Raw genomic sequence first — 24,587 nt, 5'->3', positions numbered from 1 at the left:
TGGAAAGCACGGCAATGCGAAGAGGCGAGCCCATGACTGATTTCATGCTGCAAGATCAGACCGGGGACTTCTCCGACATGGGTTCCGACATGGGAAAGGTCGCCAATCTGCCCGTTTCGCAGATCAGTGCCCGGCTGACCTCGCCCGAACCCGTAGGCATCAAGCGCACCAGGTTCCGCACGATCTGGATCAGCGATGTGCATCTGGGCACCAAGGGCTGCAACGCGGAGATGCTGATTGATTTCCTCGACCACACCGACAGCGAAACGATGTATCTGGTGGGCGACATTATCGATGGCTGGCGCTTGAAAAAGAAATTTTACTGGCCCTCAACGCACAACGACATCTTCTGGCGTGTGCTCAAGCGTGCAAAGCGTGGGACGCGGATCGTCTACATTCCGGGCAATCACGACGAGATGTTCCGGCAGTTCACTGGCTTGAACTTTGGCGGCATCGAAATTCGCCGCGCGGCCTTTCATGATACGATCGATGGACGCCGCCTCATGGTGCTTCACGGGGACGAATTCGATGCGGTCATGCTGTCACAGCGCTGGCTCGCCTTCGTTGGCGACTGGGCTTATGTTACGGCCATGAAGCTCAATGTCCTCGTCAATACGGTGCGAAAGGCGATGGGCAAGCCGTATTGGTCGCTGTCGAAGGCGGCCAAGCACAAGGTGAAGAACGCGGTCGAGTTTATCGGCAAGTACGAGGAAGTCGTCGCCAAGGCTGCCGGTGAGCGCGGGGTTGACGGTGTTGTCTGCGGCCACATCCACACCGCTGAATTTCGCAAGTTCGAGTTCGGCGGAAGGACGGTCGAATACTGGAACGATGGCGACTGGGTCGAGGGGTGCAATGCCTTGGTCGAGCATCACGACGGCACGATGGAAATCCTCAACTGGGCTGATGTAATCGCAGACCGCAACGCGGTGATCGAGCGCCAGACTGCCCCCGATCTGATAGACGCTCATCAAGGGCTGCAAGTCCCTTCGGTTGACGAGGAGCCGAGCGAAAGGCGCGAACAGGAGGCGGCATGAACGCACTTTCGCCAGTCTCCCCTGTAACTTGGGGTGCCCCTAACGAACCGCATTCGATTGCAATTGTGACCGATGCCTGGTTTCCGCAGGTGAACGGGGTGGTCCGCACCTTGTCTACGACGTGCGAGATGCTGCGCGCATGGGGATATGAGGTGACGGTCATCTCGCCCGAGCAATATCCCAGCATCCCGGCGCCGACATATCCCGAAATCCGGCTTGCCCTGACGCTACCCGGTGCGGTCGGGCGGCAACTCGCCAGCATTGACCCTGATGCGGTGCACATCGCGACCGAGGGTCCGCTGGGATTTGCGGCGCGCCGCTATTGCACTGGCCGCAAGGTTCCGTTCACGACAGCGTACCACACGCAGTTTCCCGACTATATCTCGCGGCGTACAGGTCTCCCGGCGAGCGCATTCTGGCCGTATATCCGCTGGTTTCACGGCCCTGCCGAACGCGTGATGGTCGCGACCGAAAGTATCCGCCAGGAATTGCGCAAAGAAGGGCTGACGAGGCTCGCGCATTGGAGCCGCGGTGTCGATCTGGAATGCTTCTCTCCTGATGCGCCAGCGCCTCAGGAATTCGCGGGGCTTACCGGCCCGATCCTGCTTTATGTCGGAAGGGTCGCCGTCGAAAAGAATGTCGAGGCCTTTTTGTCGAGCGAGTATCCGGGGACCAAGGTTGTGGTCGGCGATGGCCCGGCGCGCGCTTCGCTTGAGGCGCAGTTTCCCGACGCAATCTTCCTCGGCAAGCGGACAGGAACCGAACTGGCGGGCTGCTATGCTGCCGCCGATGTGTTCGTCTTTCCAAGCAGGACCGACACCTTCGGCCTCGTAATGATAGAAGCGCTCGCCTGCGGAACTCCGGTGGCGGCTTTTCCGGTCGCTGGGCCGGTCGATATCCTCAACACCAGGGTCGGCGCGATGTCTGAGGACCTTGCGCGCGCGATTGACGCTGCGCGCCTTTGCGACCGAAACGAATGCGCAGCCTATGGTGCAGAGTTTTCGTGGGAAGCGGCCACGCGCCAGTTTCTGGAAGGGTTGGCCCCGCTAACCGAAGAGCAGCGCGCCTTGTCCGAAGCCGCAACCGCCGAGTGAGGCACGATCCGCAATTTGGCCGCAAATGATTGTTCGCCCGCACCCCTCTTAAGCAAAACTCACGCAATACCTTGCCGCGCGCACCGCTTTAGCCTATCTGACACTCGCACAGTGGCCGCTCCGCAAGGGGCGGCCCTTATATTTTAAACGGAGATTTCCCATGGCACAAAAGGATCAGCCCAAGCCGCTGATGCCGCACGCCACGGCTACCTGGCTGGTCGACCACACCGGCCTTTCGTTTGAGCAGATCGCTGCATTTTGTGGCCTGCACATTCTCGAAGTCCAGGCGATGGCCGATGACCTTGCGGGCAGCAAGTATACGGGCCGTGACCCGGTTCACGCCGGCGAACTGACGCTTGAGGAGATCGAGAAGGGTCAGGCCGACCCCGAATACGCGCTCAAGATGCACAAGGCGCCGGTTGAAGTGACCCGGACCAAGGGCCCGCGCTACACCCCGGTTTCGAAGCGTCAGGACAAGCCCGATGGCATCGCATGGATTCTCCGCAACCATCCCGAAGTGTCGGATGCGCAGATTTCAAAGCTGATTGGTACGACCCGCAACACGATCGGCGCGATTCGCGAGCGTTCGCACTGGAACATCCAGAACATCCAGCCCAAGGATCCCGTGACCCTTGGCCTGTGTTCGCAGCGTGAACTCGACGCCGTGGTAGCCAAGGCCGCCAAGCGTGCCGGAGTGACCGAGGAAACCGAAGTTGTGGTCGGCGAAGACACGCGCAGCGACAAGGACAAGCTGATCGAAGAGCTTCGTGCTGAGCGTGAAGCAAACGTCAAAGCTGCTGCCGAAGCCGCTCAGGAAGCGGAAGCCGAAGCATGGCTCGCGCAAAAGCGGGCTGCTGAAGCTGCGGGCGAAGATGGCGTGACGCCTCCCGATAGTGTGACCCCTCCTGCCTTCGCTCCGTCAGAGCCGAGCGAAGAAGAAGCGGTGACTGCACCGGACCCGGAAGAAGACGACAACAACGCCTGATTGCTCAATCAGTTAGAAAGGGCGGCCCCGCACAACGCGGCGCCGCCCTTTTTTATGCGCGACGCCGCTACAATTGCTTGAGAATCGCTCGCAGATCGGTCATGTTACTGACATGAATGTAAATACGGCCAGTTATCACCATCCCACCGCGTGGGACACGACATTCGAACCGATGTCCTTGCCCGAAATGCTGGCGCGTACGGTCGCCTTCAATCCGGACGCGCCGTTCCTGCACTTTCTGGGGCGGACCTACTCCTATGGCGAGGTAGAACGCGAAGCGAAAAGCTTCGCCGCCGGGCTAATCGCGTTGGGCGTGGAGCAGGGCGATCGCATCGGTCTGTTCCTGCCTAACGTGCCAATCTACGCCTCGGCCTATTATGGTGCGATGATGGCTGGCGCGGTGGTGGTGAATTTCTCGCCGCTCTATTCGGTTGAAGAGCTTGCGTGGCAGGTCGGCGATAGCGGCACGAAAGTCCTGGTGACGCTGGACGTGCCGGAGCTTTACGGAACGGCTGCCAAAGTGCTGGCCGAATCCGAGCTTGAAACGCTGATCGTTGGCTCGCTCTCGGAAATGCTCCCGCCGCTGAAAGGGCTGGCCCTCAAACTCTTCAAGCGCAGCCAGATTGCCGATGTTGCCTGGGGGCCCGATACCCTCAAATGGAGTGATACGCTCAAACCCTGGCCTCAAGGCGAGGCGACGCTCGACACGCGCGAAGATCTCGCGCTTTTGCAATATACCGGGGGGACGACCGGACGGCCCAAAGGAGCGATGCTTGGGCACAGTCAACTCACGCTGAACGCGCAGCAGGTCGCCGCGATCAATCCGGACGAGGACCCACGCAAAGAGGTCTTCATGGGCGCCTTGCCGTTTTTCCATGTCTTTGCGAACACCGCGCTGCTCAATCATGCGGTCGCCGCTGGCGCGTCAATCGCCATGGTGCCGCGGTTTGAGGCCAAGCAGGTTCTAAAGACAATCGAGAAATACAAGGCGACGGGCTTCCCCGGCGTTCCCACCATGTTTCAGGCGTTGCTCGATCACCCGGACCTAAAGAAGACCGACTTGTCATCGCTCAAGGTGTGCATCTCGGGCGGCGCGCCGATGCCCGCGCAGGTTCATACTCGCTTCGAAGAGGTCACCGGGGTCCGGGTGGTGGAAGGATACGGCCTCACCGAAAGTGCGGGCGTGGTTTCGACCAACCCTTACGAGGGGACGCGCAAGAAAGGCACGATCGGCCAGCTTGTCGCAGGCACCGAAATCATCCTGCTCGACAAGGAAGACCCGAGCAAACTTGCGCCCGATGGCGAGCCGGGTGAGCTTGCCATCCATGGCCCTCAGGTGATGCGAGGATACTGGCAGCGCCCTGAAACCGACGCCGAAATTTTCGTCGAACGCGACGGCAAGCGCTACCTTCGCACCGGTGATGTCGCCGTGATGGACGAGGACGGCTTTCTGGAGATTGTCGACCGGATCAAGGACATGATCGCGGTTGGCGGCTTCAAGGTGTTTCCGAGCGTCGTCGAAGACGCCATCCTGAAGCATGAAGCGGTCAAGGAAGCGCTCGTGATCGGGGTGCCCGATGACTACAAGGGCGAAGTTCCGCGCGCCTACGTCACATTGGAAGACCCAGAGACGGATATCGGCGCAGATGCCCTGAAGGGCTGGCTCAACGACCGTATTGGCAAGCACGAGCGCGTCGATCAGGTCGTGATCCGCAAGGAATTGCCCAGGACGATCATCGGCAAACTCGACCGCAAGGCGCTTCGCGCCGAAGTGCTCTAGCAGACTTCTCTGGCAGCCAAAAAAAACGCCGCTGACCCTGTGGATCGGCGGCGTCTTTGCTTGCGATTGATCTCGTCGTCAGTTGGCGATCTGAAGCTTCGCCTGTGCATCGTCGGAACTTGCGGCGGGCTTTTTCGCAGGAGCAGGAGCCGGTGCGGACTGACGATGGGAATTCGGTGCAAACCGCCCGTCAACCTGCGCGCCCTGCTCGATGGTCAGCGCATCATAATGGACGTCGCCTTCGATTTCGGCGCTCTTGAGGATCACGAGCTCTTTTGCTGCGATCGAGCCGACAACCTTGCCCGACATGCGGGCGGTGTCAGCCATGACGGCGCCATGGATCGCGCTGCCTTCACCCTGGACGATCGAAGCGCATTTGATGTCGCCTTCGATTGTGCCATCAATGTGGAGGTCTACCGTGGCGCTGACATCGCCCTTGATAGTCACGTCTGCACCAATCACCGAAAAGGTGGAGTTACCGTTTGCCATGCTGCGTCCTTGCGGTTTGGGGGCGGGTGCCCGCGGAGCGGGCGGAGCCGAACCATCAGTTGCCGCGGGCTTCTTTGAGAACATCGGGAGCTGTCTCCAGGAAAGGACGCGGATTCATCGGGCGTCCGTTGACTCGTACTTCGAAATGCAGGTGAGGACCTGTGGACCTACCTGTGCTGCCTAGACCGCCAAGAGTCTCACCCGCTTCGATGGACTGCCCGACCTTCGCGTCAATCCGAGACAGGTGTGCATAGCGGGTCATGATGCCATTGGTGTGCGTGATCTCGACGACCTTGCCGTAACCGCCCTTGCGGCCGGCAAACGTCACCCGGCCCTTGGCTGCGGCGTAGATGGGCGATCCGTGCGGACCCTTGAAGTCGATGCCGTTATGCATCGCGCTGCGGCGGGTGAAGGGGTCGCGGCGATAACCGAAGCGCGAGGAAATGCGCTGATCGGCTGCGGGAACCACTTGAGGAACACCCTCGAGCGCCAGCTCAAGCTCGGCCATGCGCGAAAGGCTGAAGCCGAGGCGTTCAAAACGCGGATCGAGCGATCCGTCTGCCGAAGTGGCGAGCAATTCCAGCGGACCACCCATCGCGCTCTGCGCGGCGTGGCGGGTCGCGCGGGTCATCTCGCGCGGATCGAGGTTGAGCTTGCGAAGCGCCTCCTCCGCGCGCTCTGCACGCCAGTCGGCATAGCGCGTCATGTTCTCGACATAGGCAAGCTGACGCGCTTCGAGCTGTGCAAGGCCAACGGCTTGCGGAAACATTGCGCCGACCTGCTCTACGGTCTTGGCGGTTTCATCCGACGAATCGGTGACGTTCGTATCGACGGTCTGGATATCCGACGGGAGCATCTCGCTCATCGCATCGAGCATGTCCTGACGCGCCTTGAGATCATCGACAACCCGCTCAAGATTGCCGCCGTAGGCTTCCAGACGCTGCCGGTGGTCAGCGACTTTGGCTTTCTCGTGCTGAAATGACGCGAGATCCGATTCGGCGACGTATTTGTTCCACCCCATTACGCCCATCGAACCGGCCCAACCGGTGGCCAGCAGCACTACTCCAAGAGCGGCGCCCTTCTGCATGCGCGATGAGATCTTGATGAAGCGAACCTGCCCTTGTGACCGCATGAAGAATTCGCGGTCGGGAAACCACTCGCGCAGCTTCTCTCCCCAAGAGCGTGAAATTTTTGATTCTGACAAAACGACCCCGGCAACTTTTGTGTTTTTATTGCGAGGGGAGGGCTAACAATTTGGACCTATGGGGTCGAATCGAAGCGTTAACGTAAGGGCTGAGTTGAAAGGGAATTGCGGCGAAGCGTTCATTGAGCTGGAACCAATGGGCGAATTCGGTGTTTTTGCCTCCCAGCAGCTGTCCGAACGGTAAGTTTTTGCGCGCACAAACAGTGCAGGCGATTCCCCGTCCGATCCCTGACAGAACCCTCAATGCCTGCTATCGGAGCTCGCATGAACACGCTGTCTACCCCAATCGCCCCCATCGAAACTCAAGATCCCTCAATGCTGATCGCGGAGCTCGCCCGTTCTGCCCGCAAGGCGCAGCGCGTGCTTGCCGCCATGTCGAGCGAGGATCGAGCGGGCGCTCTCAAGCTGGCCGCCAGACAGATGCGCGCCGACGCCGCAGAAATCCTTGCCGCAAACGCGAAAGATATCGAGGCCGGCGAAGCGGATGGTCTTACCAAGGCGATGCTCGACCGGCTGACGCTCGACGATGAACGTCTTGAAGGTATCGCATCTGCGGTCGAGGCTGTCGCAAGGTTACCCGATCCGGTTGGCGAGGTGATCGACGAGGCACAGCGGCCCAATGGGCTCAAGCTTTCGCGCGTGCGCGTGCCCATCGGTACGATCGGGATCATTTACGAAAGCCGGCCGAATGTCACCGCGGACGCAGCCGCCTTGTGCGTGCGCGCGGGCAACGCTGCGCTGCTGCGCGGCGGCAGCGAGGCGGTTCATTCGAATCGCGCGATCCTTGCCAGCCTTGCTGCTGGCCTTCGCGAAGGCGGTGTTCCGGTCGAAGCGGTACAACTGGTCCCCACGCAGGACCGCGCCGCGGTCGGAGCCATGCTGACGGCATCGGGTCTGATCGACATGATCGTGCCGCGCGGCGGAAAAAGCCTTGTCGCGCGCGTTCAGTCAGATGCGCGTGTTCCCGTGCTCGCACATCTCGATGGCATCAATCACACCTATATTCATTCCGCTGCCGATCCCGAGATGGCGCGCGACATTGCCCTCAACGCCAAGATGCGCCGCACCGGCATTTGCGGTGCGATGGAGACCCTGCTCATCGACAGCGGCTTTTCAGAAGCAGCGTCACTGGTAGCATCCTTGATCGAGGCCGGTGTCGAGGTGCGGGGCAATGACCGTATTCAGGCGCTCGACGAGAGGGTCATTGCGGCAAGCGCCAATGACTGGGATACCGAATATCTCGACGCCATCCTCTCGGTCGCGATGGTTGATGGCTTCGACGATGCAACCGCGCATATCGCGCGTCACTCCTCTGCTCACACCGACGTCATCGTCACATCCGACGAGGCGGTGGCAGAGCAGTTCTTTGCCCGCGTCGACAGCGCTATCGTGATGCACAACGCCTCGTCACAGTTTGCCGATGGCGGCGAATTCGGGCTTGGCGCAGAGATCGGCATTGCAACCGGACGCCTGCATGCACGCGGGCCCGTCGCACTCGAAGGTCTCACCACATATAAGTGGCTCGTTCGCGGTAGCGGTCAGGCTCGCCCGTAAGGGGCAATCGGTCGATAGATGCGCACTGGGCTTCTCGGAGGCAGCTTCAACCCTGCCCATGGCGGACATCGGCGCATCTCCCTGTTCGCCAAACACGCGCTGGGGCTCGACGAGGTGTGGTGGCTGGTTTCCCCTGGCAATCCGCTCAAACCCAAGGCGGGTATGGCGCCGCTATCCGCACGGCTGCTTTCCGCGCGCGAGCAGGCGCGCGGCGCGCCCATCGTTCCGACCGCGATCGAAGCGCATTTCGGGACGCGCTACACGCACGAAACGCTGGATCGCATTGTGCGCCGCTATCCGAAACGGGAGTTTGTGTGGCTCATGGGGTCGGACAATCTTGCCCAGTTTCACCGGTGGAAAAACTGGCGCGATATCGCGAGAACCATGCCGATTGCAGTCATCGAGCGGCCCGGCTATAGTCGCGACGCTATGACGAGCCCCGCCATGGCCTGGCTCAGGCAACATAAGGTGCCTGCCGCCAGATTTCGGAAACGGGGGCAATGGAGCGCACCGGCCCTGGTGTTAATGCGTTTCGATCCGGACCCACGATCGGCCACGGCCATTCGCCGTGACAATCCCGATTGGTCCCAGCGATATCGCGACAAGGCGGTGCGTGACCGGCTGACTTTTCGTAACATATCGGGTGAAGGTACGGCATGAGGGCAATTCCCTCCTGCTTGAGCTTGACCCTTGCGAACCAGCGCGCCGGCGCCCATCTAAACCTCAAAATCTGGAGATCTGAACTTGCCTATGACACAGGCGCATACGGCTTTGGCCGACACACTCAAACCGGTTGCATCAATGCCCGCTGACATGAACCATGATGACCTGCATGACCTCATCATGCACCAACTCGACGAAGACCAGGCACAGGAAATCGTCTCGATCCCTCTCGAAGGCAAAAGCTCTGTTGCCGATCACATGGTGATCGCCAGCGGCCGCTCGACCCGTCAGGTCGCCTCCATGGCGCAGAAACTGGCGGAAAAGGTCAAGCAGGCAGGCTTCGGTCCCGCACGGATCGAGGGCCTCCCGGCAGCGGACTGGGTTCTGATCGATGCAGGCGACGTCGTCGTTCACCTGTTCCGGCCCGAAGTGCGCAGCTTTTACAATCTTGAGCGCATGTGGTCGTTCGAGGGCGGCGAAAAGGCAGCCGGAAGCGCGTAACTGTTCCTTGCTCATCCAACCGGGTGAGCATCCTCAGTGCTGCGTCAAGCCATCCCGGCTTGAGCACCTGAAGGCGGGCAGCTGCCCGTCCAACCCTTCGTTTCAGGGTAAGTGCCTGTGCTTCTTCATGTCATCGCTCGCGGCAAGATTGCCCGCTCTCCAGAGGCGGAGCTGGTCGCAAGGTATGAGAAGCGACTCACCTGGCCGGTCAAATTGACCGAATTGCCCGAAAGCGGCGGCAAGATTCCAGAGCCGCAAACCCCATACAAAACCGTTCTGCTTGATGAGCGCGGAAAAGCGCTCTCGTCCGAAAAACTCGCCGCCACGCTCGAACACTGGCGCGACACCGGCACGCGCGAGACGCGGTTCGTGCTCGGCGCAGCGGATGGACATTCTGACGAGGAGCGGCGCGAAGCCGACCTCCTTCTGGCGTTTGGCCCTGCCACCTGGCCTCACCTGCTTGCCCGCGCGATGCTGATGGAGCAACTCTATCGCGCCACCAGCATTCTTGCAGGTCACCCCTATCATCGGGCAGGTTGAGCAAATGAGCCGGGCTCGTTCTTTCCTTGTGGTTTCAGCCGGCGCGATTTGCGCTGCCTTGCTGGCCTCCGCTCCGCAGGGCTGGGCGCAGCGCGACCCGGTGCTGCTCGAACCCGACGAAGCGCAGGCCCAGCTGGAACGGGCAACGCGCGAAGGTCAGCAGGCAGATGCACGCGCCGAGCGCTTTGCACGAGAGGCTGAAGCCGCGACCGAGGCAGCCGAAAAGACCGCCCGCGAGGCCGCATCACTGGCCGCCCAAATCCAGGCCGCCGAAGCGGGCATCGCGATCGCGCGCGCTCGATATTCGCTCGCCCAATCGGACCGGGCACGGCTTTCGGCACGTCTTGCGCAACGTCAACAGCCGCTCGTTCGCCTGACCGGCGCATTGCAGACAAGTTCGCGCCGCCCGCTTGCGCTTTCGGCGCTTCAGCCGGGATCGCTCAAGGATCTCGTTTATGTCCGCGCGGTGCTCGCATCGGCGGTCCCTGAAATCCGCCAGCGTACAACCGCGCTGCGCGGAGAGCTCGAACAGGGCCGCAGGCTCGAAGAGCGCGCGGCGAGGGCGATTGATAGCCTCCGCATGAGTGAACAGGAATTGCAGAAGCGCCGAACCGAACTGGCCGCGCTTGAAACGCGCCAGCGCATTGCCTCGCGCGAAGCCCGCGGCAATGCAGCGCGCGAGGGGGAGCGTGCGCTCGCGCTGGCCGAGGAAGCGCGCGATCTCGATGGGCTGATCGACCGGTTGGACGACGCAGCGCAGCTTCGCCGAGAGCTTGCGGCGCTCCCCGGACCGATCCTGCGTCCGCGTGATATTTCAAGAGCGCTCGAAGGACCGGCCAGCGCCGAGCCTTCGCCGATGGCCGAGGATGCGAATGCGCGGCTCGGCTCATTCCAGCTTCCCGTCCAGGGCCGCACACTCGCCGGTTTCGGCGAACTTCGTGAAAGCGGACTTCGTTCAACCGGGCTCACGCTCGCGCCTGCGGCTGGTGCTCTTGCCGTGGCCCCCGCGTCGGGCCGGGTTGCATTTGCCGGCCCTTATCGCGGCTTTGGACGAATCGTAATCATCGAGCATCCCGGCGGTTGGACCAGCCTTGTGACAGGCCTCGCGAGCGTGGTTGCCGAGGTCGGAGACGAGGTTATTGGTGGTGCGCCGCTTGGCAATGCAGGCAATGGCGGCGAGCCGCTGACGATCGAGCTTCGCCGCGAGGGCGAGCCGGTCAACCCGCTCAATTATCTTGGTTAATTGCGCAAGCCATGGATCCCCATGCGCATCGCATTCGGGTCGCTGCGCGTAACTTCACCAAGGCTGACTGCCCCGTCGCGGGACGCGGCACAACGCTCGTCGATGTTATCTGGCGTTAATGCGCGCTTGCCTATACGTTAATATTCGAAAGGAGCCCTCCACTCACATGAAAATTGCCGCTCTGCTTCGTAGCGCCGCGCTTGTCACAGCCGTCGCGCTCGTTCCCGCCACCACGGCCACCATGGCGCAGGTCGATGCCCGCGCAGGGACCGAAATTGCCAAGATCTTCACGATCATGCAGCGCGTGCAGGCCAACTACGTGGAGCCGGTCGAGGACGAGGTGCTCGTTCGCGGTGCAATCGATGGGATGCTGGCCGCGCTCGACCCGCACAGCGCCTATCTCGATGGAAGCGATCTTGAGCGTCTCAACACGCTGATCGACGGCAACTATTCGGGGCTAGGCCTGTCGGTCATCCTCGAAGATGGCGCGGTGAAGGTCATTTCGCCGTTCAAGGGTAGTCCGGCTGACCAGATGGGCATAAAGGCGGGCGATTATATCACCCATCTCGACGGCGACCTTATCTATGGCGGCGATCTTGACGATGCGGTTGCGCGTATGCGCGGCAAGGCTGGCACTTCGATCCAGCTCACCATTTTCCGCCCCGGCCGCGACGAACCTTTCGAAGTCGACGTAACTCGCGGCGTGATCGAGCTTGAGCCGGTGACCTATGAGCTCCAGGCGGGCAATGTCGGCCTGATTTCCGTCAACGAGTTTTCCGCCGACGTGGGCCGCGACGTATTCGATGCGTGGCAGGCGCTCCAGACTGAGGCGACGGGCCGGATGACCGGTCTCGTGCTCGACCTGCGTTCAAATCCGGGCGGCAGCCTCGATGAAGCCGTGGCCCTCACCGACCTTTTCGTCGATGAAGGCCAGATCGTCTCGCAGCGCGGCCGTTCGTGGGGCGAAACGTTCCAGTTCGAAGCTGACGACATCAATTACTACCTGCGCCGCCGGATGAGCCGCGATCAGGCACAGATTTTCATGGGCCAGATCGCCAAGGACGTGCCGATGATCGTGCTGATCGACGCAGGCTCGGCCTCGGCGAGCGAGATCGTCGCGGGCGCATTGCAAGATCACGGGCGCGCTCTCATCATGGGGCAACGCAGCTTTGGCAAGGGATCGGTCCAGTCGCTTCTGCCGCTTGGTCCTGATTCGGCGCTCAAGCTGACCACCGCGCGCTATTTCACGCCGAATGGCAAGTCGGTTCAGGAAGGCGGTATCGCGCCCGATATCCGCGTCCCGCAGCTGTCCGATCCGGACTATGCCTTGCGCGAACGCTATCAGACGCGCGAATCAGACCTTCGCGGCCACCTGATCAACGAACTGGGCATTGCTGATGAGGAAATGGAAGACGACCGGATCGACGACCCGCGTTTCCAGCTGACCTCGGAGCAGCTTGAGGAGCAGGGCGTTGAGGATTTCCAGCTGCACTATGCGCTTGAAACCCTGCGTCGCACGACGGCCAGTTCGGTTGCACTGCGGCCGACGCCTGCGGCCAAGCGCCCCTAGTCATCAAAGCGCCTGCCGCTTAAAGGCTTCGGCATGAGTGGACTTGATCAAGCGCGCGCACTGGCGCTGGCGATACCGGCAGCCTTGCTGGGCGGTGCGTATATCGCGCAATATGGCTTCGGCCTGTATCCATGCGAGATGTGCTGGTGGCAGCGTTATCCGCACTTTGTTGCCGTGGGTCTTGCACTTCTGTCCTATGTCATGGTCCCGCACCGCGTCTGGGCGGCGCTCGCTGGTCTGGCGGTTATCACCTCTGGCCTCATCGGCGGATTTCATGCGGGCGTCGAATATGGCTGGTGGCAAGGCATCACCGGCTGTTCGTCGCTGCCGAGCTCTATTGACGTCATGGACGTGAACGCCGCGCCGATTGTACGCTGCGATGTGGCGCCCTGGGACCTGTTCGGCATTTCGCTTGCGGGCTGGAATTTCCTGATTTCCGGGATCGGCGGCGCAACAATTCTCGCCCTCGCAGCGTATAAGAAGTAGAGACAACGGGATTTTTCTGGAGCGATTGATGGACAAGGCCGAACTTCACCGAATGATCCGCGTCGACCAGGCCGGCGAATTTGGCGCCACGCGCATCTATGAAGGGCAGCTTGCCGTCATGGGCGACCGCGGGCCTCATTCTGCCGAGATTCGCCACATGGCCGAACAGGAAGAAGGCCACCGCGCTCGTTTTGACGAAATGCTCGCAAAGCGCGGCGTTCGCCCGACCGCGTTGCAGCCCTTCTGGTCGGTTGCAGGCTATGCGCTGGGCGCTGGCACTGCGCTGCTCGGTCCCGAGGCGGCCATGGCCTGCACAGCCGCGGTCGAGGAAGAGATCGACAAGCATTATTCGGAACAGCTCGACCGGCTGGCAGAGACCAACTCAGACCCCGAACTTGCCGAAATGATAGAGGAATTCCGCGAGGATGAGCGCGAGCACCGCGATGCCGCGCTTGCCAACGGCGCGGAAAAGGCACCCGCCTATCCGTTACTATCGGGCGCGATCAGGCTCGGCTGCCGCATTGCGATCAAGGTGAGTGAGCGCGTCTGATATTTTTGCGTGTCGTTACCGCTTCAGTACCGGTTCACCGAGTGCTATCTAGCGGTGAACGTATGAAGGTTCGCGCCGGATGAGGACGCGGCAGATAAGGAAACACAATGGCTTCGCTTGACCGTCTCGCGCTTGCAGCTTCGCTTGCGGCTTTCGCCATCGCCACGCCCGCCGCAGCGCAGGACGACATGGCTCCGCCTCCGGGTCAGGAGCGGGTCAACATGGTCATCGCCTACAGCGAAGACGAATGCCCTGAGCCGACCGATGCGAATGAAATCGTGGTCTGCGAAATCCTGGTCGAAGCGGACCGGTATCGTATTCCGTCGAACTTGCGCCAGAGCAACTCGCCCGAAGGTACGGCCTGGACCGAAAGGGTCGAGAGCATCCGTTATATAGGCGAGTTTGGCACCATGTCGTGCAGCCCTGCGGGTGCAGGCGGGATCACCGGCTGCACGCAGGCGATGATCGATGTCGCCTATGCGGAGCGTGATCAGAGCGATGCCGTGCGCTTCAGCCAGCTGATCGAGGAAGCGCGTCAGGAACGCCTGTCGACCATTGACGAAGATGCTGCAGAGATGCAGGAACGCGTCGAGCAGATCGAACGCGAATATCTTGAGCGGCTGGAGCGTGAACGCAGCGCGCCGTTGCCGGGCGAAAACGAGCTTCCGGCAACGATCACCACGTCAGAACCCGAAACCGAAGGTCCGGGCGAGTAAGCTTCGCGCTTCAGATCTGATAATAGTCGCGGTACCAAGCGACGAATTGCTTCACGCCGGTGCGGATATCCGTCTGCGGCGCGTATCCGGTCAATTCCTTGAGCAATGTCGCGTCCGCCCACGTGGCGGGAACGTCGCCTTTTTGCATGGGCATGAAATTCTTGACCGCCTCGCGCCCGCATTCAGCCTCAATCGCCTCGACAAAATCCATCAGCCGCACCTTGTCGGAATTGCCGATATTCGCAACGCGCCAGGGAGCAGCCGGTGAAAGCGAATCCCACTCAGGAATGTCGTCGCGGCTTTCGGGGCGCACGGGCGGTTGATCGAGCAGGAGACGAATACCGCGCACCAGATCGCTCACATATGTGAAGTCACGATACATCTCACCCTGATTGTAGATATCGATCGGCGTGCCTTCGAGGATGCCGCGTGTGAACTTGAACAGCGCCATGTCGGGGCGCCCCCAAGGGCCGTAGACCGTGAAAAACCGGAACATCGTGGTCGGCAGGTTCCACAAATGCGCATAGGAATGCGCCATCGCCTCGTTTGCCTTTTTGGTCGCGGCATAAAGCGTGAGCGGATGATCCGTTTTCTCGCGCTCGTCGAAGGGCATATCCTCATTCGCGCCGTATACCGAGCTGGTCGAGGCCATCATCAGATGGTGGACACCCAGCTCTCGCGCGCATTCCATCACGTTGAAAGCGCCCACCAGGTTCGCATCGACATAAGCGCGAGGGTTCTCAAGACTGTACCGCACGCCAGCCTGCGCCGCGAGATGGATGATCGCGTCGGGCTTCACTTCCATCGCAAGGGAGTGCAGTGCCTCGAAGTCTTCGAGCATTCCGACCCTGCACGAGAAATTGGCGTTCTGGAGCAGCATCTGGTGCCGCCGCTCTTTCAGCGCCACCTCGTAATAGTCGGTCATCCCGTCATAGCCGACCACGCGAAATCCTTCGTCGAGCAGGAGCTGGGCGAGATGGTAGCCGATGAAGCCGGCAGAACCCGTGATGAGTACGGTGCGCATGGCAAGAAAGCCTCCTTGAGGGGGAGGCCTTTAGACCACGCAAATCTCCTGTGCCATGGCTGATGCGTCATTGCCCACGACTTCGCGAAAATAAGCAATGGTCCGATCCAGACCTTCATCAAGCTCCACCTTCGGCTCCCAATCGAGAAGTTGGCGAGCCTGAGTGATGTCAGGTTTTCTCTGCAGCGGATCGTCCTGGGGAAGGGGTTGTGTCACCAGACGCGATCGCCCGCCGATCTTTTCGAGCACCTTTTGCGCCAACTCCAGGATCGTGAACTCGCAGGGATTGCCGATATTTACCGGGCCGCAAACGTCGGGTCCTGTATCCATCAGGCGGATGATCGCCTCGATGAGGTCGTCGCAATAACAAAAGCTCCGCGTCTGGGAGCCGTCGCCAAATATCGTGATATCCTCGCCGCGCAGAGCCTGCACGATGAAGTTGGACACGACCCGGCCATCGCTTGCATGCATTCGCGGGCCATATGTGTTGAAGATCCGCGCGACCTTGGTGTTGATCCCGTGCTGACGGCGATAGTCGAAGAACAAGGTCTCCGCGCATCTCTTGCCCTCGTCATAGCAGGAGCGCGGACCGATCGGATTGACGTTGCCCCAATAGGCTTCGGGCTGGGGGTGGATCGAGGGATCGCCATAGACCTCGCTCGTCGAGGCCTGAAAGATCGGGACTTTCAGGCGCTTCGCCAGACCCAGCATATTGATCGCGCCGTGGACACTCGTCTTCGTCGTCTGCACCGGATCATGCTGATAGTGGATGGGTGAGGCTGGGCAGGCGAGATTGAAGATCGCGTCCACTTCGACGAACAGCGGGAAACAAACGTCGTGGCGCATGAATTCGAAGCGCGGATTGCCGGCAAGGTGGTCGAGATTGCTCTTGTCGCCGGTAAAGAGATTGTCGACGCAAAGCACTTCGTCCCCGCGCGCAAGGAGCCGGTCGATAAGGTGCGACCCGAGAAAGCCCGCCCCTCCTGTAACGAGGACGCGGCGACGGCCATAAGACCTTTGTGACATGGGGGCCTCCCTGATCGCTTGGTGGTGTAGAGATCACATCTGTTGAGATCACACTGTGCTGAGGGTGGGGCATCCGGTCCACGCGAATTGCCACCAGATCAGAGGCAGTTTGAGGTGCAAGCCGCCCGGTTCAAAACTGCCGATATTTGTGAATTGCGCGCGCGGCATATTGGGAAAAGTACCAGGCGCTGATCAGCGGTCCCAGTTTCTCAATCTCACGATAGGCGCGCCAGACCTTTAGAGCGCTTCTGCGTTTGTCGCGGCTGACAGAGGCATCCATGACCCGGTATCGCATCAGGTCTTCGTCAAGGCCGACCGCTATCCCGCCCTTCTTGAGAAGCGCAAGCCAGCAGGCAAAATCGTCATAATATGTCTGCTGCATCGCAAACCGACCTGACAAGGCCCGGTCGATCAGGACGCTGGAGGTCGCAATCGCGGTGTTCCCCAGAAGTCTGCGATAGGTCATCCGGGGAGGGACCGAGATATAGGAACCGGTTCGCGAAGCATCGTCCGAAATGCGACGAAATCCGGTATAGCTCAGCACTGCGCCAGGTTGAGAACGGTGAAAGTCCAATTGCCGCTCAAGCTTATGCGGCAGCCACATGTCATCGCTGTCCAGAAACGCGATCCAGCGACCTTTTGCATGCGCGAGAGCGTGATTGCGCGCTGAGGCAGGGCCGCCATTTCGATCGGGTTCGATCAGTTTGACGCGCTTGTCCATGCTGGCAAAGGCGCGCACGCACTGGCGGGTGTTGTCGGGACCGCAATCTTCCGCGATCAACATCTCCCAGTGTTCGTGCGTTTGGGACTGCACCGAACCGATGGCCGCGCCAATCACCCGCTCAGCCTTGTAGGCGGGCGTCACGATAGAGACGAGCGTGTCGGTGTCGCTGGACATGGGAAATGGCTAGCTCACGCAGCCGCTCGCAGCACCAACTGAAAGCGCCACAATGGAGCGTCTTGTCTGGCGGCTGGCAGCTTCAGGCCGAGAGCCTGACCTTCTCATTGTCGCACTCTTGCCGATCAAGCGCCGCCTCAACCGAGGCGGTGAAAGCGGCAATGTTCGACTTGCTCGGCGCGTATAATTCGCCGGGAAAGCTGCGCTCCCACAAGGCCGCGAAGAATCCATCCGTTTCGTCGGCGCAAAGGGCGGGGCGGGGTGCGGAGACCTGTTGCGCGATTGCAGGCCCGAGCTGCGTGACATGATCGATCGCCTTCGCAAACGGTGCACCGCGATAGAACGCATCGCCCAGCACGATGGGTTGTTTCCCAAGCAACCCCGCCTCTGCTCCGCTTTTCGAATTGATCGTGACCACGCATTCCGCAGCACGCAAAACGTCGTAATTGTTGGCGTCCGGGCGAATGATGGCGAAGCGATCGTGCTCTTTCTTGAGGGCGATCAGAGCCTCGCTAGGCACCGCGCCAATCATCGCGGGATGCTCCTTGATCGCGATAGTCAGATCGACCGGCGCCACGCGGCAAAGGTAGTCCAAGAGCGCAAGCTGGTCGCAATATTCGGGCGAGCGCAGGGTCAGCGCGATATCGCCCGGAACGTGAAGCGGGAAATAGAGGAACCTGCCGAGGTCGCGAAAATCCGTATAGTGCCCGCGCATCCTGATCGAACCTGCCAGCATCGTCAGATGGTTGCGCAGTTGCAGCCCGATCGCGCCAAATTCCTGCTCCGCGCCGTAAAGATGCTTGTCGCGCGACTTCTCGACGAAACGCCTGATATTGTGCGGTTTCAAAAGCTTGCTGACGGGGCCCAGATAATGGTGCCGATCCTTGTCCGGGATAACCACCGTGCCGCTGGCCAGCGCATTTTCGATATAGGCGGTGAGCTCCGCAGGCATATCGACGCGGCCCTGCGCGGCGATTTTCGGCGCTCTGAGAGAATTCGCGACGAACAGCATGCGCCCCTTGAAGAAGCTTGGCTCAATCATGATGCTATCGATCCCTGCGTGAAGCGCCGCGTGATGCAGGCCGAGGACCGAGGCAAATCCGCCCAGTTCCTGAACAAGCACAGGCTGACCCTTGTCGCGCGCTCTTTCGATAGCCGCATCGCCGATTACCAGCGCACCCGCCAGTTTTCGCAGACAGGTGGCGGTGCTGCGCTGCGCGAAGGCAATGCGTTCATGGGCGATCAGGGACGCTGGATCGGTGATGCCGTGTGCGTTGCAGACCGAGACCGGATCCGCCGCGCCCAGGGCAGATGCTCGCGCGCTCACCGTGCCCTCGATCACATCGAGCTCGGCCGCTTCCAGCATGCGCGTGCTGCGCGTGTCGCACGACACGAAGGTCACCGCATGGCCGCTTGCCTCCAGTGCCTCGCCAACCGGAACCCAGAATTCGGTTTGATATTCGGCAAGGGTCGAAATGATGATCGAGTGCATGTGAAGGCTCCTGCAGAATGGTCCTTGTCCGGTCAGCGCGGGCCGATGCGCGTGGTCGATAGGTCGTGAACGAACCTTTCTTCGCACGGCGCTGGCTCGCGTCTCTGGTATCGCAATGCTTGGCAAAGGGCGCTCTCATCTAGGTCCATTGCCGAGTTGTCTGACGCGAAAGGATCGCTGCGCGCATGCCGTCTGGTGCTGCCACCAATGCTGATGAAATCGGGCATCGCGACGCCCGACAGGCGGCCCGGTCCGAAAGGCGGCTGGTGCGCAACACCGGGTTCAGCCTTGCCCAGCAGGTGTCCGCGATGGCGCTCGCGCTGCTGCTGGTTCCCTATATGCTGTGGATGCTCGGGCCGGAGCGATACGGCATGTGGTTGAGCCTGCAATTGTTCAACATTCTCGGCTTTGCAGGGCTTGCCGAACTTGGCTTTCAGGGGGCGATCGTGCGGTTTCTCGCCCGCTACTACGCGCAGGGGGACCGCGCGGCCTGCGCGGGAGTCATGATCGCCGGCCTTGCCCTCTTCACTGCACTCGGGATTGTCGTGGCTGCGGCGGTGATCGTGTTCGCGAACACGGGGCTGACGGTACTGTTGCCCATCGCGGACGAGAGCGCGGCTGAAATGCGGCTGGCGCTTTCGATCATGGGCGCAGGTTTGTTCGCAAGCTTTCCGGCGCTTGCGATCAAGGCTTTCTTTGCCGGCCGACAGGAACTTGCGACAACCAAGACCTGGGAATTCTGCGACCGGCTGGCATTCGCTCTCGCTACGCTTGTGCTCCTGCAATTTACCACCAATCTGGCGGCACTTGTTCTGGTCGAGCAGCTGATCGCACTATTCTTGGCGGCGGTGTTCGGATTTCTGGCTTGGAGCCGCTCCGCTGGCTGGCGCGGCTGGCGCTCCGGCAAGGCTTTGGGAGAGCATTTGCGCGATATCGCGCAGCTGTCGCGTCCCGTCTTTGCGGCCAATCTGGCAAGCCAGGGGTTCAACCGTTTGCCCGATCTTTTCGTCGCGGTATTGTTGGGGCCTGTTTCGTTGACCGCTTTCCAGATTGCGACGCGCATCCCGCGCGCGGTCAAAGTGCTACAGGGCAGCCTTAACGCAGCCGTTCTCCCACATGTGGCGCAGCTGGATCTTGCAAAAGAGCCAAGCGCGCGCGATGCTGCGAAAGGTCCGGTCCACACCGGGGCCGAGTTTGTCCTCCTCGGCCTGCGCCTCAATATGCTGCTGGCGGTGCCCGTTCTTGTCGCGATCTCCTCGCTCGCGCCGCTTCTGCTCAAACTGTGGGTCGGCGCGCAATATGTCAGCCTGACGGGCTATCTGGTCGGTTTTGCTTTGTTTCAGGCTCTGTTCCTCGTGTCCAACTATGTAAGCGCGACACTCACCCGTTCGCAACATTTCAAGGTCTTCGTACGCATCAATCTGATGCTGCTCGCGCTGCTGGTCTGTGCGTTGGCGCTGGGTCTGGAGGCGGGGGGCATCGGCTTTCTTGCGGGCACCCTGATAGTGTGCGGGGCCGGGATGGCAGGCGCTGCGTTCTTCGTGTTTCACCGGGTTCACGGCCTTCCCCCTCGCCGCATATTTCGCGAAGCGATCTCAGGCCCGGTCCTTTTGTCCGGTGTATCAGGGGCGATATTGCTGGCACCCGGCGCCGTTCTGCTGGCGAATGCGCAGTGGAGCGTGGGCGCTGCATTGGCAGGGTCGGCAGGCTGTATCTACGCCCTGCTGATCTATCAAAAGGTCCTGAACGCACCCGAGCGGGCCTTTCTTGCCGGTCTCGTGCGCAGGGCGCGCGGCTAATGCCCCCAATCTGAACCCAATGGCGCTGGCGTGCGCGCGCGTTTCTCTCAAGAGTTCGCAGGTCATATCCCGGGATTTCTAGGAAAAGAGGCCATGCAAAAAAGCCTTAAACCACCGTGTTGCCCGAGCGGCGCGCTACGCACCGCAACGCCCGCACAGGCGCAGCGATGAGCGCGCTCAGCCTTCTCTTTCTCGCGGTGTTTCTGGCAATCATCGCTCATCTCGCAGTGAGGCGTAAAGCCCTGATGCTGGCCGGGTTCTTCACCATCTTCCCGTTGGTCTATCGTTCGATCGACATCACGGTGCTCGATCTGTTCGGCCCCATGTACACGCGCGAACTTGGCGCCTTCGTTGGCGGCAATTTTGCAGCGCCGGTGTTCATTTATTCAGCGCTCGCATTGGTCGTCCCGCTGATGTGGCTCTTCCCCGACAAGGGGCGCAGGTTTGCGGCCATCGCCCGGCTGCGGCCTGTCTACTCCGCGTATCACTGGACGTTGGCCAATTTCGCATTTGCGGGCGGTCTCGCGGTCATCGGAGCGCTCGCGGTGAACTTCGTGCTGACGGGCACAATTCCCATCATGCAAGGCATCGACCGCATTGCTTACGCGATGAGCGCCGGGCCAGTGCATTCGATTGCCTATGAGCTCAATTTCCTGCTCAATTTCGTATTCGGTGCCTTCACGATCCTGCCCCGGCTCAACGGGCGGGGATTCGATCTGCGATTTGCGCTGCTCGCTGCGATACTGACCGCGTACTGGGTGATCACGGGCAACCGCTTCAGCGTGTTTTTCGTGCTCATCTCGTTTTACCTGATGCCAGCCGCGCTTGTGATTATCGCACGCGCGGCCGGGCGGATCGGCGATCTCGACCCGCACCTAGTGGGCCAACGCATCCTAACGTCCGGGGTCAGCAGGGCGGGGGCAATCCTGGGGCTGGTGCTGTTGGTGTCGGGGCTGCTCTACAATTCATACTACAACGTGCGCGACTATCGCGAACCGCTGCACGAAATCGAAGAGCGCGTGTTGGTGCAACCGGTCCACCTATGGGCAAATGCCTGGGAAAGGGTCGATTTCGAGAATGTCGCCGATCCGATCAACGAACATGCCGCTCGCGAGATTTTCGATCCGATCGACCCGAGCCGCAACAGCACGATTCAATATCTGATGACGCTGGAACTGGGATACTTCCGCGCCGAAGAGCTGACGCGCCTCGGGCAAGCGTATAATGGTGGCTATCCCGAGGTGCATTTCGAGCTGCTGGGAGCCTGGTTGCCCTTTGTCACGCTCCCGCTTGCCGGGATCGTTACGGCGTGGTTCCTCTGTCTTTTCCTGAAGCTGCTGTACCGAAACCTGATCCTGACCTCGGTGCTGGGTCTCTATGTCTATTTCGGCATAACGCTTCATTATACGGGCGGAATGCTGACTTTTCTCCTGGCGCCAACCTATTGGGTCAAGATCGCGCTGTTCCTCCTGTGTTGGGCGATCGAGCGACACATCGTCGAGCGTGGAGTACAGCCGCGCATTGCGTTGCATCGGCGCGCCTGTGACCCGGCTGCCAGCGCTGCCTGAAATGAGTGTGGTCGCGGTCATTTCAGGTGCGAGAAGCGGTCTGGGAGCAGCCGTCTATCGCTCGCTGCTTGCAAGCCGGGTCCACTGTGTCCCCATCGTGCGCGCGCCGATTGATGCGCCGGGCGAAACGCAATGCATCGTCAATCTCGCCAGCCCGCACGACTGGAGCGCCAAACTAGGTCCATTCCTGAGCCACCTCGCCTTTGAGCGCCTCTGGTTCTTCGATATCGCTGCAGTCCTTCCCCTCGGCGGCATGATTGATGACGGGGCCGCAGGGCGATTGGAGGAGGCGATGATGGTCAATGTTGCAAACCCCCTCGCCATTGCCAGCGCTCTTGGATCAATCGCGCGGTCCCGCGCTGCGTCTTTAGATGTCGTCCACGTCTCTAGCGGGGCTGCAGATCGGGCGATCCCGGGCTGGGGCGCATATTGCGCAAGCAAGGCCGCAGCCCGGCTTGGCTGGCAGAGCCTGGCGGAAGAGAACGCGGACATTTGCGTCCACGTCTTCCAGCCCGGCGTTATCGCAACGGCAATGCAGGCGCACTTGCGCCATGCAGCCGATCCGGCGGCCGCGCCAGAGTCGATGCTGAGACAGCCAGAAGATGTGGCGCAGGATCTGCTCGCGGCAGCGGGTTTTCCCATATGAAGGTCGCTGTCCTCGCCGACATTCACGCCAATCTCGCCGCGCTTGAATGCGTGCTCGAAGAGGTTCGCGCCGAAGGGATCGAGCGGCTCATCGTGCTGGGCGACATTGTCGGATATTATCACGATCCTCGCGCGGTAATCGATGCTCTTGCCGAATTTGAATGCACCGCAATCCAAGGCAATCACGATCGCATGGCTCTTGATGCGCGCCTCGATGTGAGCGTGCTTGAGAACTACCGGAACCGCTATGGCTCCGGTCTGGATGCGGTGTTCGAGCAGTTCGAAGAGAGACACTGGGACTGGTTGGCGGGGAAGCCTCCAACGCGCGAAATCGAGCTTGGCGAGTATCGGATCCTCCTCGCCCATGGCACTCCTTTCGATGCAGACGCGTACATTTATCCCGATGCACCGCCACAACTTTTGGCCAAGCTTGGCGAAGAGCTCCCAGTCGACCAGATTTGGCTTGGGCACACGCATTGGCCATTCATTCGGTCCGGCACGCCGACGATCCTGAATCCCGGTTCGGTCGGCCAGCCGCGCGATGTCGGAGGGCTCGCAAGCTGGACCATCTTCCATCCGGAAACCGGTGCGATCGCGCCGCGCCGCACCGAATTTCCCGTAGAGGCACTGCTCGCACAATGCGCAATTCGCGATGCCGCCCGAACTAATCTCGCCCACTCGCTCACGCGCCGGCGGATAAGGCAAAGCGCGTGATTGCCGGGCCAATCCTTCTGACCGGTGCTGGAGGCGACATCGGCGTCTCGCTCGCCCGCATCCTTCGCGAGGCGTTCCCCGATGCCACACTGGTTGGTGCGGACTGCAACCCAAATGCGGAGGGGGCGACCTTCTTCGACCGTTTCGTTGCCTTGCCGCGCGCTGATTCGCCGGACTATTTGTCTGCGCTGCGAAATCTGGTCCGTGAAAGCGCCGCGCAGGTCCTGATTCCGCTCGCCGAAGCGGAGCTTGCCCGATTACTCGAAGCGCAGGCGATCGGCCTGTATTTCGAAAGCGCCGTTATGGTCACGGCAAACGAGCGATCGCTTTCGGTCGGTCTCGATAAGCTCGCCACCGCTCAGGCATTGCAGGCGGCGGGCATCCCATCACCGGAAAGCGGCATTGTCGGCGTGGATCAGCCCGGCGACTATGACGTGATCGTCAAGCCACGATGTGGGCAGGGTAGCAAGGGCCTGCTGCAGCTTCGCCGCCAGGATTTTGACACCCAGACCAAGGCGCGTTCCGGTGACATCTGGCAACGTTGGCTGAAGAGCCGGGAGAATGAATTTACCTGCGGGCTGGTTCGTTTCGTCGGGATGCCCACCCGTAGCCTGAGTTTTCGAAGGGCCTTGAAAGGGGGACTGACCGGCAGCGGAGAGGTCGTACACGATCCGCGCATCGATGCGGTTTGCAAAGAGGTGGCCGAAACGCTCGATCTCGATGGAGCCATCAATGTCCAGCTTCGCATGGATGGAGGCAACCCGACTATCTTCGAGATCAATCCTCGCTTTTCGAGCACCGTGGGTTTCCGCCATCGACTGGGTTTTCAGGATTGCGTCTGGTCGATCGTCAATCGCCTCTGGTTGGCGAGCGGCAATTACGAACCGCCCGCTGCTGGCACGCTGATCGAACGCGGCGAAAGAGAGATCATCCGAATGCCTGAGGCTATCGCCATGTGACGGCACGCGCGGCGAACCTTGGAAACAGGTTCGATTTGGATGGTTCTAGGACC

At 60.9% G+C, this 24,587-nt stretch carries 24 protein-coding genes; 18 read left to right on the top strand and 6 right to left on the bottom strand.

The features are described 5' to 3' along the window. Nucleotides 1–89: 89 nt before the first annotated feature. The 4 genes from CD351_RS01895 (at nt 90) to CD351_RS01880 (ending at nt 4,893) form a co-directional block, all read left to right on the top strand. The gene (locus CD351_RS01895; protein ID WP_111993539.1) at nt 90–1,034 is read left to right on the top strand and encodes a UDP-2,3-diacylglucosamine diphosphatase; all 945 of its coding nucleotides are present in this window, start codon (nt 90–92) and stop codon (nt 1,032–1,034) included. Next, nucleotides 1,031–2,128, top strand: a complete 1,098-nt coding sequence (locus CD351_RS01890; RefSeq protein WP_111991049.1) for a glycosyltransferase family 1 protein — start codon at nt 1,031–1,033, stop codon at nt 2,126–2,128. Before CD351_RS01895 ends, CD351_RS01890 begins: the two co-directional genes overlap by 4 nt. Nucleotides 2,129–2,288: 160 nt before the next feature. Next, a complete protein-coding gene (locus CD351_RS01885) occupies nt 2,289–3,113 on the top strand; it encodes a DUF1013 domain-containing protein (RefSeq protein ID WP_111991048.1) in 825 nt (274 codons plus the stop codon). A 112-nt stretch (nt 3,114–3,225) separates the two neighbouring features. Next, nucleotides 3,226–4,893 carry a long-chain fatty acid--CoA ligase gene (locus tag CD351_RS01880; protein WP_111993538.1) on the top strand — a complete coding sequence of 556 codons (1,668 nt, stop codon included), beginning with the start codon at nt 3,226–3,228 and terminating at the stop codon, nt 4,891–4,893. A 78-nt stretch (nt 4,894–4,971) separates the two neighbouring features. Here the strand turns inward: CD351_RS01880 and CD351_RS01875 are convergent, their stop codons facing one another. Next, a complete protein-coding gene (locus CD351_RS01875) occupies nt 4,972–5,382 on the bottom strand; it encodes a polymer-forming cytoskeletal protein (protein WP_111993537.1) in 411 nt (136 codons plus the stop codon). A 55-nt stretch (nt 5,383–5,437) separates the two neighbouring features. Continuing rightward, nucleotides 5,438–6,514: a M23 family metallopeptidase gene (locus CD351_RS01870; protein WP_111993536.1), complete on the bottom strand. Its 1,077-nt coding sequence runs from the start codon at nt 6,512–6,514 to the stop codon at nt 5,438–5,440. A 336-nt stretch (nt 6,515–6,850) separates the two neighbouring features. Here CD351_RS01870 and CD351_RS01865 point away from each other — a divergent pair, with 336 nt between their 5' ends. From CD351_RS01865 to CD351_RS01825, 9 genes are all read left to right on the top strand, one after another. Next, a complete protein-coding gene (locus tag CD351_RS01865; RefSeq protein WP_111991047.1) occupies nt 6,851–8,140 on the top strand; it encodes a glutamate-5-semialdehyde dehydrogenase in 1,290 nt (429 codons plus the stop codon). 18 nt (nt 8,141–8,158) lie between these two features. After that, the gene (locus tag CD351_RS01860; protein ID WP_111991046.1) at nt 8,159–8,800 is read left to right on the top strand and encodes a nicotinate-nucleotide adenylyltransferase; all 642 of its coding nucleotides are present in this window, start codon (nt 8,159–8,161) and stop codon (nt 8,798–8,800) included. A gap of 90 nt (nt 8,801–8,890) precedes the next feature. Next, nucleotides 8,891–9,304, top strand: a complete 414-nt coding sequence (gene rsfS / locus CD351_RS01855; protein WP_369880684.1) for a ribosome silencing factor — start codon at nt 8,891–8,893, stop codon at nt 9,302–9,304. 117 nt (nt 9,305–9,421) lie between these two features. Then, on the top strand, nt 9,422–9,844 hold the full coding sequence (locus CD351_RS01850) for a 23S rRNA (pseudouridine(1915)-N(3))-methyltransferase RlmH (protein WP_111991045.1): 423 nt from the start codon (nt 9,422–9,424) through the stop codon (nt 9,842–9,844). A 4-nt stretch (nt 9,845–9,848) separates the two neighbouring features. Further along, the gene (locus CD351_RS01845) at nt 9,849–11,087 is read left to right on the top strand and encodes a murein hydrolase activator EnvC (RefSeq protein WP_111991044.1); all 1,239 of its coding nucleotides are present in this window, start codon (nt 9,849–9,851) and stop codon (nt 11,085–11,087) included. A 166-nt stretch (nt 11,088–11,253) separates the two neighbouring features. Next, nucleotides 11,254–12,657 carry a S41 family peptidase gene (locus CD351_RS01840; protein WP_111991043.1) on the top strand — a complete coding sequence of 468 codons (1,404 nt, stop codon included), beginning with the start codon at nt 11,254–11,256 and terminating at the stop codon, nt 12,655–12,657. Between the two features lie 33 nt (nt 12,658–12,690). After that, nucleotides 12,691–13,143, top strand: coding sequence for a disulfide bond formation protein B (locus CD351_RS01835; RefSeq protein ID WP_111991042.1), 453 nt, complete (start codon nt 12,691–12,693; stop codon nt 13,141–13,143). A gap of 28 nt (nt 13,144–13,171) precedes the next feature. Continuing rightward, nucleotides 13,172–13,693 carry a demethoxyubiquinone hydroxylase family protein gene (locus CD351_RS01830; protein ID WP_111991041.1) on the top strand — a complete coding sequence of 174 codons (522 nt, stop codon included), beginning with the start codon at nt 13,172–13,174 and terminating at the stop codon, nt 13,691–13,693. A gap of 107 nt (nt 13,694–13,800) precedes the next feature. Beyond that, nucleotides 13,801–14,409, top strand: a complete 609-nt coding sequence (locus tag CD351_RS01825) for a hypothetical protein (RefSeq protein ID WP_111991040.1) — start codon at nt 13,801–13,803, stop codon at nt 14,407–14,409. Between the two features lie 10 nt (nt 14,410–14,419). On the opposite strand, the gene CD351_RS01820 is transcribed toward CD351_RS01825, so the two are convergent. The 4 genes from CD351_RS01820 to CD351_RS01805 all read right to left on the bottom strand — a co-directional run bounded on the left by CD351_RS01820 (nt 14,420) and on the right by CD351_RS01805 (nt 18,849). Continuing rightward, nucleotides 14,420–15,433 carry a GDP-mannose 4,6-dehydratase gene (locus CD351_RS01820; protein WP_111991039.1) on the bottom strand — a complete coding sequence of 338 codons (1,014 nt, stop codon included), beginning with the start codon at nt 15,431–15,433 and terminating at the stop codon, nt 14,420–14,422. Nucleotides 15,434–15,463: 30 nt separating this feature from the next. Then, nucleotides 15,464–16,459 (bottom strand): UDP-glucuronic acid decarboxylase family protein, encoded by a 996-nt coding sequence (locus CD351_RS01815; protein ID WP_111991038.1) that lies wholly within the window; start codon nt 16,457–16,459, stop codon nt 15,464–15,466. A 130-nt stretch (nt 16,460–16,589) separates the two neighbouring features. After that, on the bottom strand, nt 16,590–17,357 hold the full coding sequence (locus CD351_RS01810; protein WP_111991037.1) for a glycosyltransferase family 2 protein: 768 nt from the start codon (nt 17,355–17,357) through the stop codon (nt 16,590–16,592). A gap of 82 nt (nt 17,358–17,439) precedes the next feature. Next, nucleotides 17,440–18,849, bottom strand: a complete 1,410-nt coding sequence (locus tag CD351_RS01805; RefSeq protein WP_111991036.1) for a hypothetical protein — start codon at nt 18,847–18,849, stop codon at nt 17,440–17,442. A 185-nt stretch (nt 18,850–19,034) separates the two neighbouring features. Between CD351_RS01805 and CD351_RS01800 the strand changes: the two genes are divergently transcribed. From CD351_RS01800 to CD351_RS01780, 5 genes are all read left to right on the top strand, one after another. Further along, nucleotides 19,035–20,648 carry a lipopolysaccharide biosynthesis protein gene (locus CD351_RS01800; RefSeq protein WP_111991035.1) on the top strand — a complete coding sequence of 538 codons (1,614 nt, stop codon included), beginning with the start codon at nt 19,035–19,037 and terminating at the stop codon, nt 20,646–20,648. A gap of 167 nt (nt 20,649–20,815) precedes the next feature. Next, nucleotides 20,816–22,216 (top strand): DUF6418 domain-containing protein, encoded by a 1,401-nt coding sequence (locus CD351_RS01795; RefSeq protein WP_162627563.1) that lies wholly within the window; start codon nt 20,816–20,818, stop codon nt 22,214–22,216. Beyond that, nucleotides 22,191–22,862 carry an SDR family NAD(P)-dependent oxidoreductase gene (locus CD351_RS01790; RefSeq protein ID WP_111991033.1) on the top strand — a complete coding sequence of 224 codons (672 nt, stop codon included), beginning with the start codon at nt 22,191–22,193 and terminating at the stop codon, nt 22,860–22,862. Before CD351_RS01795 ends, CD351_RS01790 begins: the two co-directional genes overlap by 26 nt. Then, nucleotides 22,859–23,575: a metallophosphoesterase gene (locus CD351_RS01785; RefSeq protein WP_111991032.1), complete on the top strand. Its 717-nt coding sequence runs from the start codon at nt 22,859–22,861 to the stop codon at nt 23,573–23,575. Before CD351_RS01790 ends, CD351_RS01785 begins: the two co-directional genes overlap by 4 nt. Then, complete coding sequence (locus CD351_RS01780) at nt 23,572–24,534, top strand: ATP-grasp domain-containing protein (RefSeq protein ID WP_111991031.1); 963 nt, start codon at nt 23,572–23,574, stop codon at nt 24,532–24,534. Before CD351_RS01785 ends, CD351_RS01780 begins: the two co-directional genes overlap by 4 nt. Nucleotides 24,535–24,587 lie beyond the last annotated feature (53 nt).

Origin of the sequence: Erythrobacter sp. KY5 (genome assembly GCF_003264115.1) — a bacterium.
GTDB lineage: Bacteria > Pseudomonadota > Alphaproteobacteria > Sphingomonadales > Sphingomonadaceae > Erythrobacter.
The sequence above is the reverse complement of the archived record's forward strand: the minus strand, read 5'-3'. Positions and strand labels throughout refer to the sequence as shown.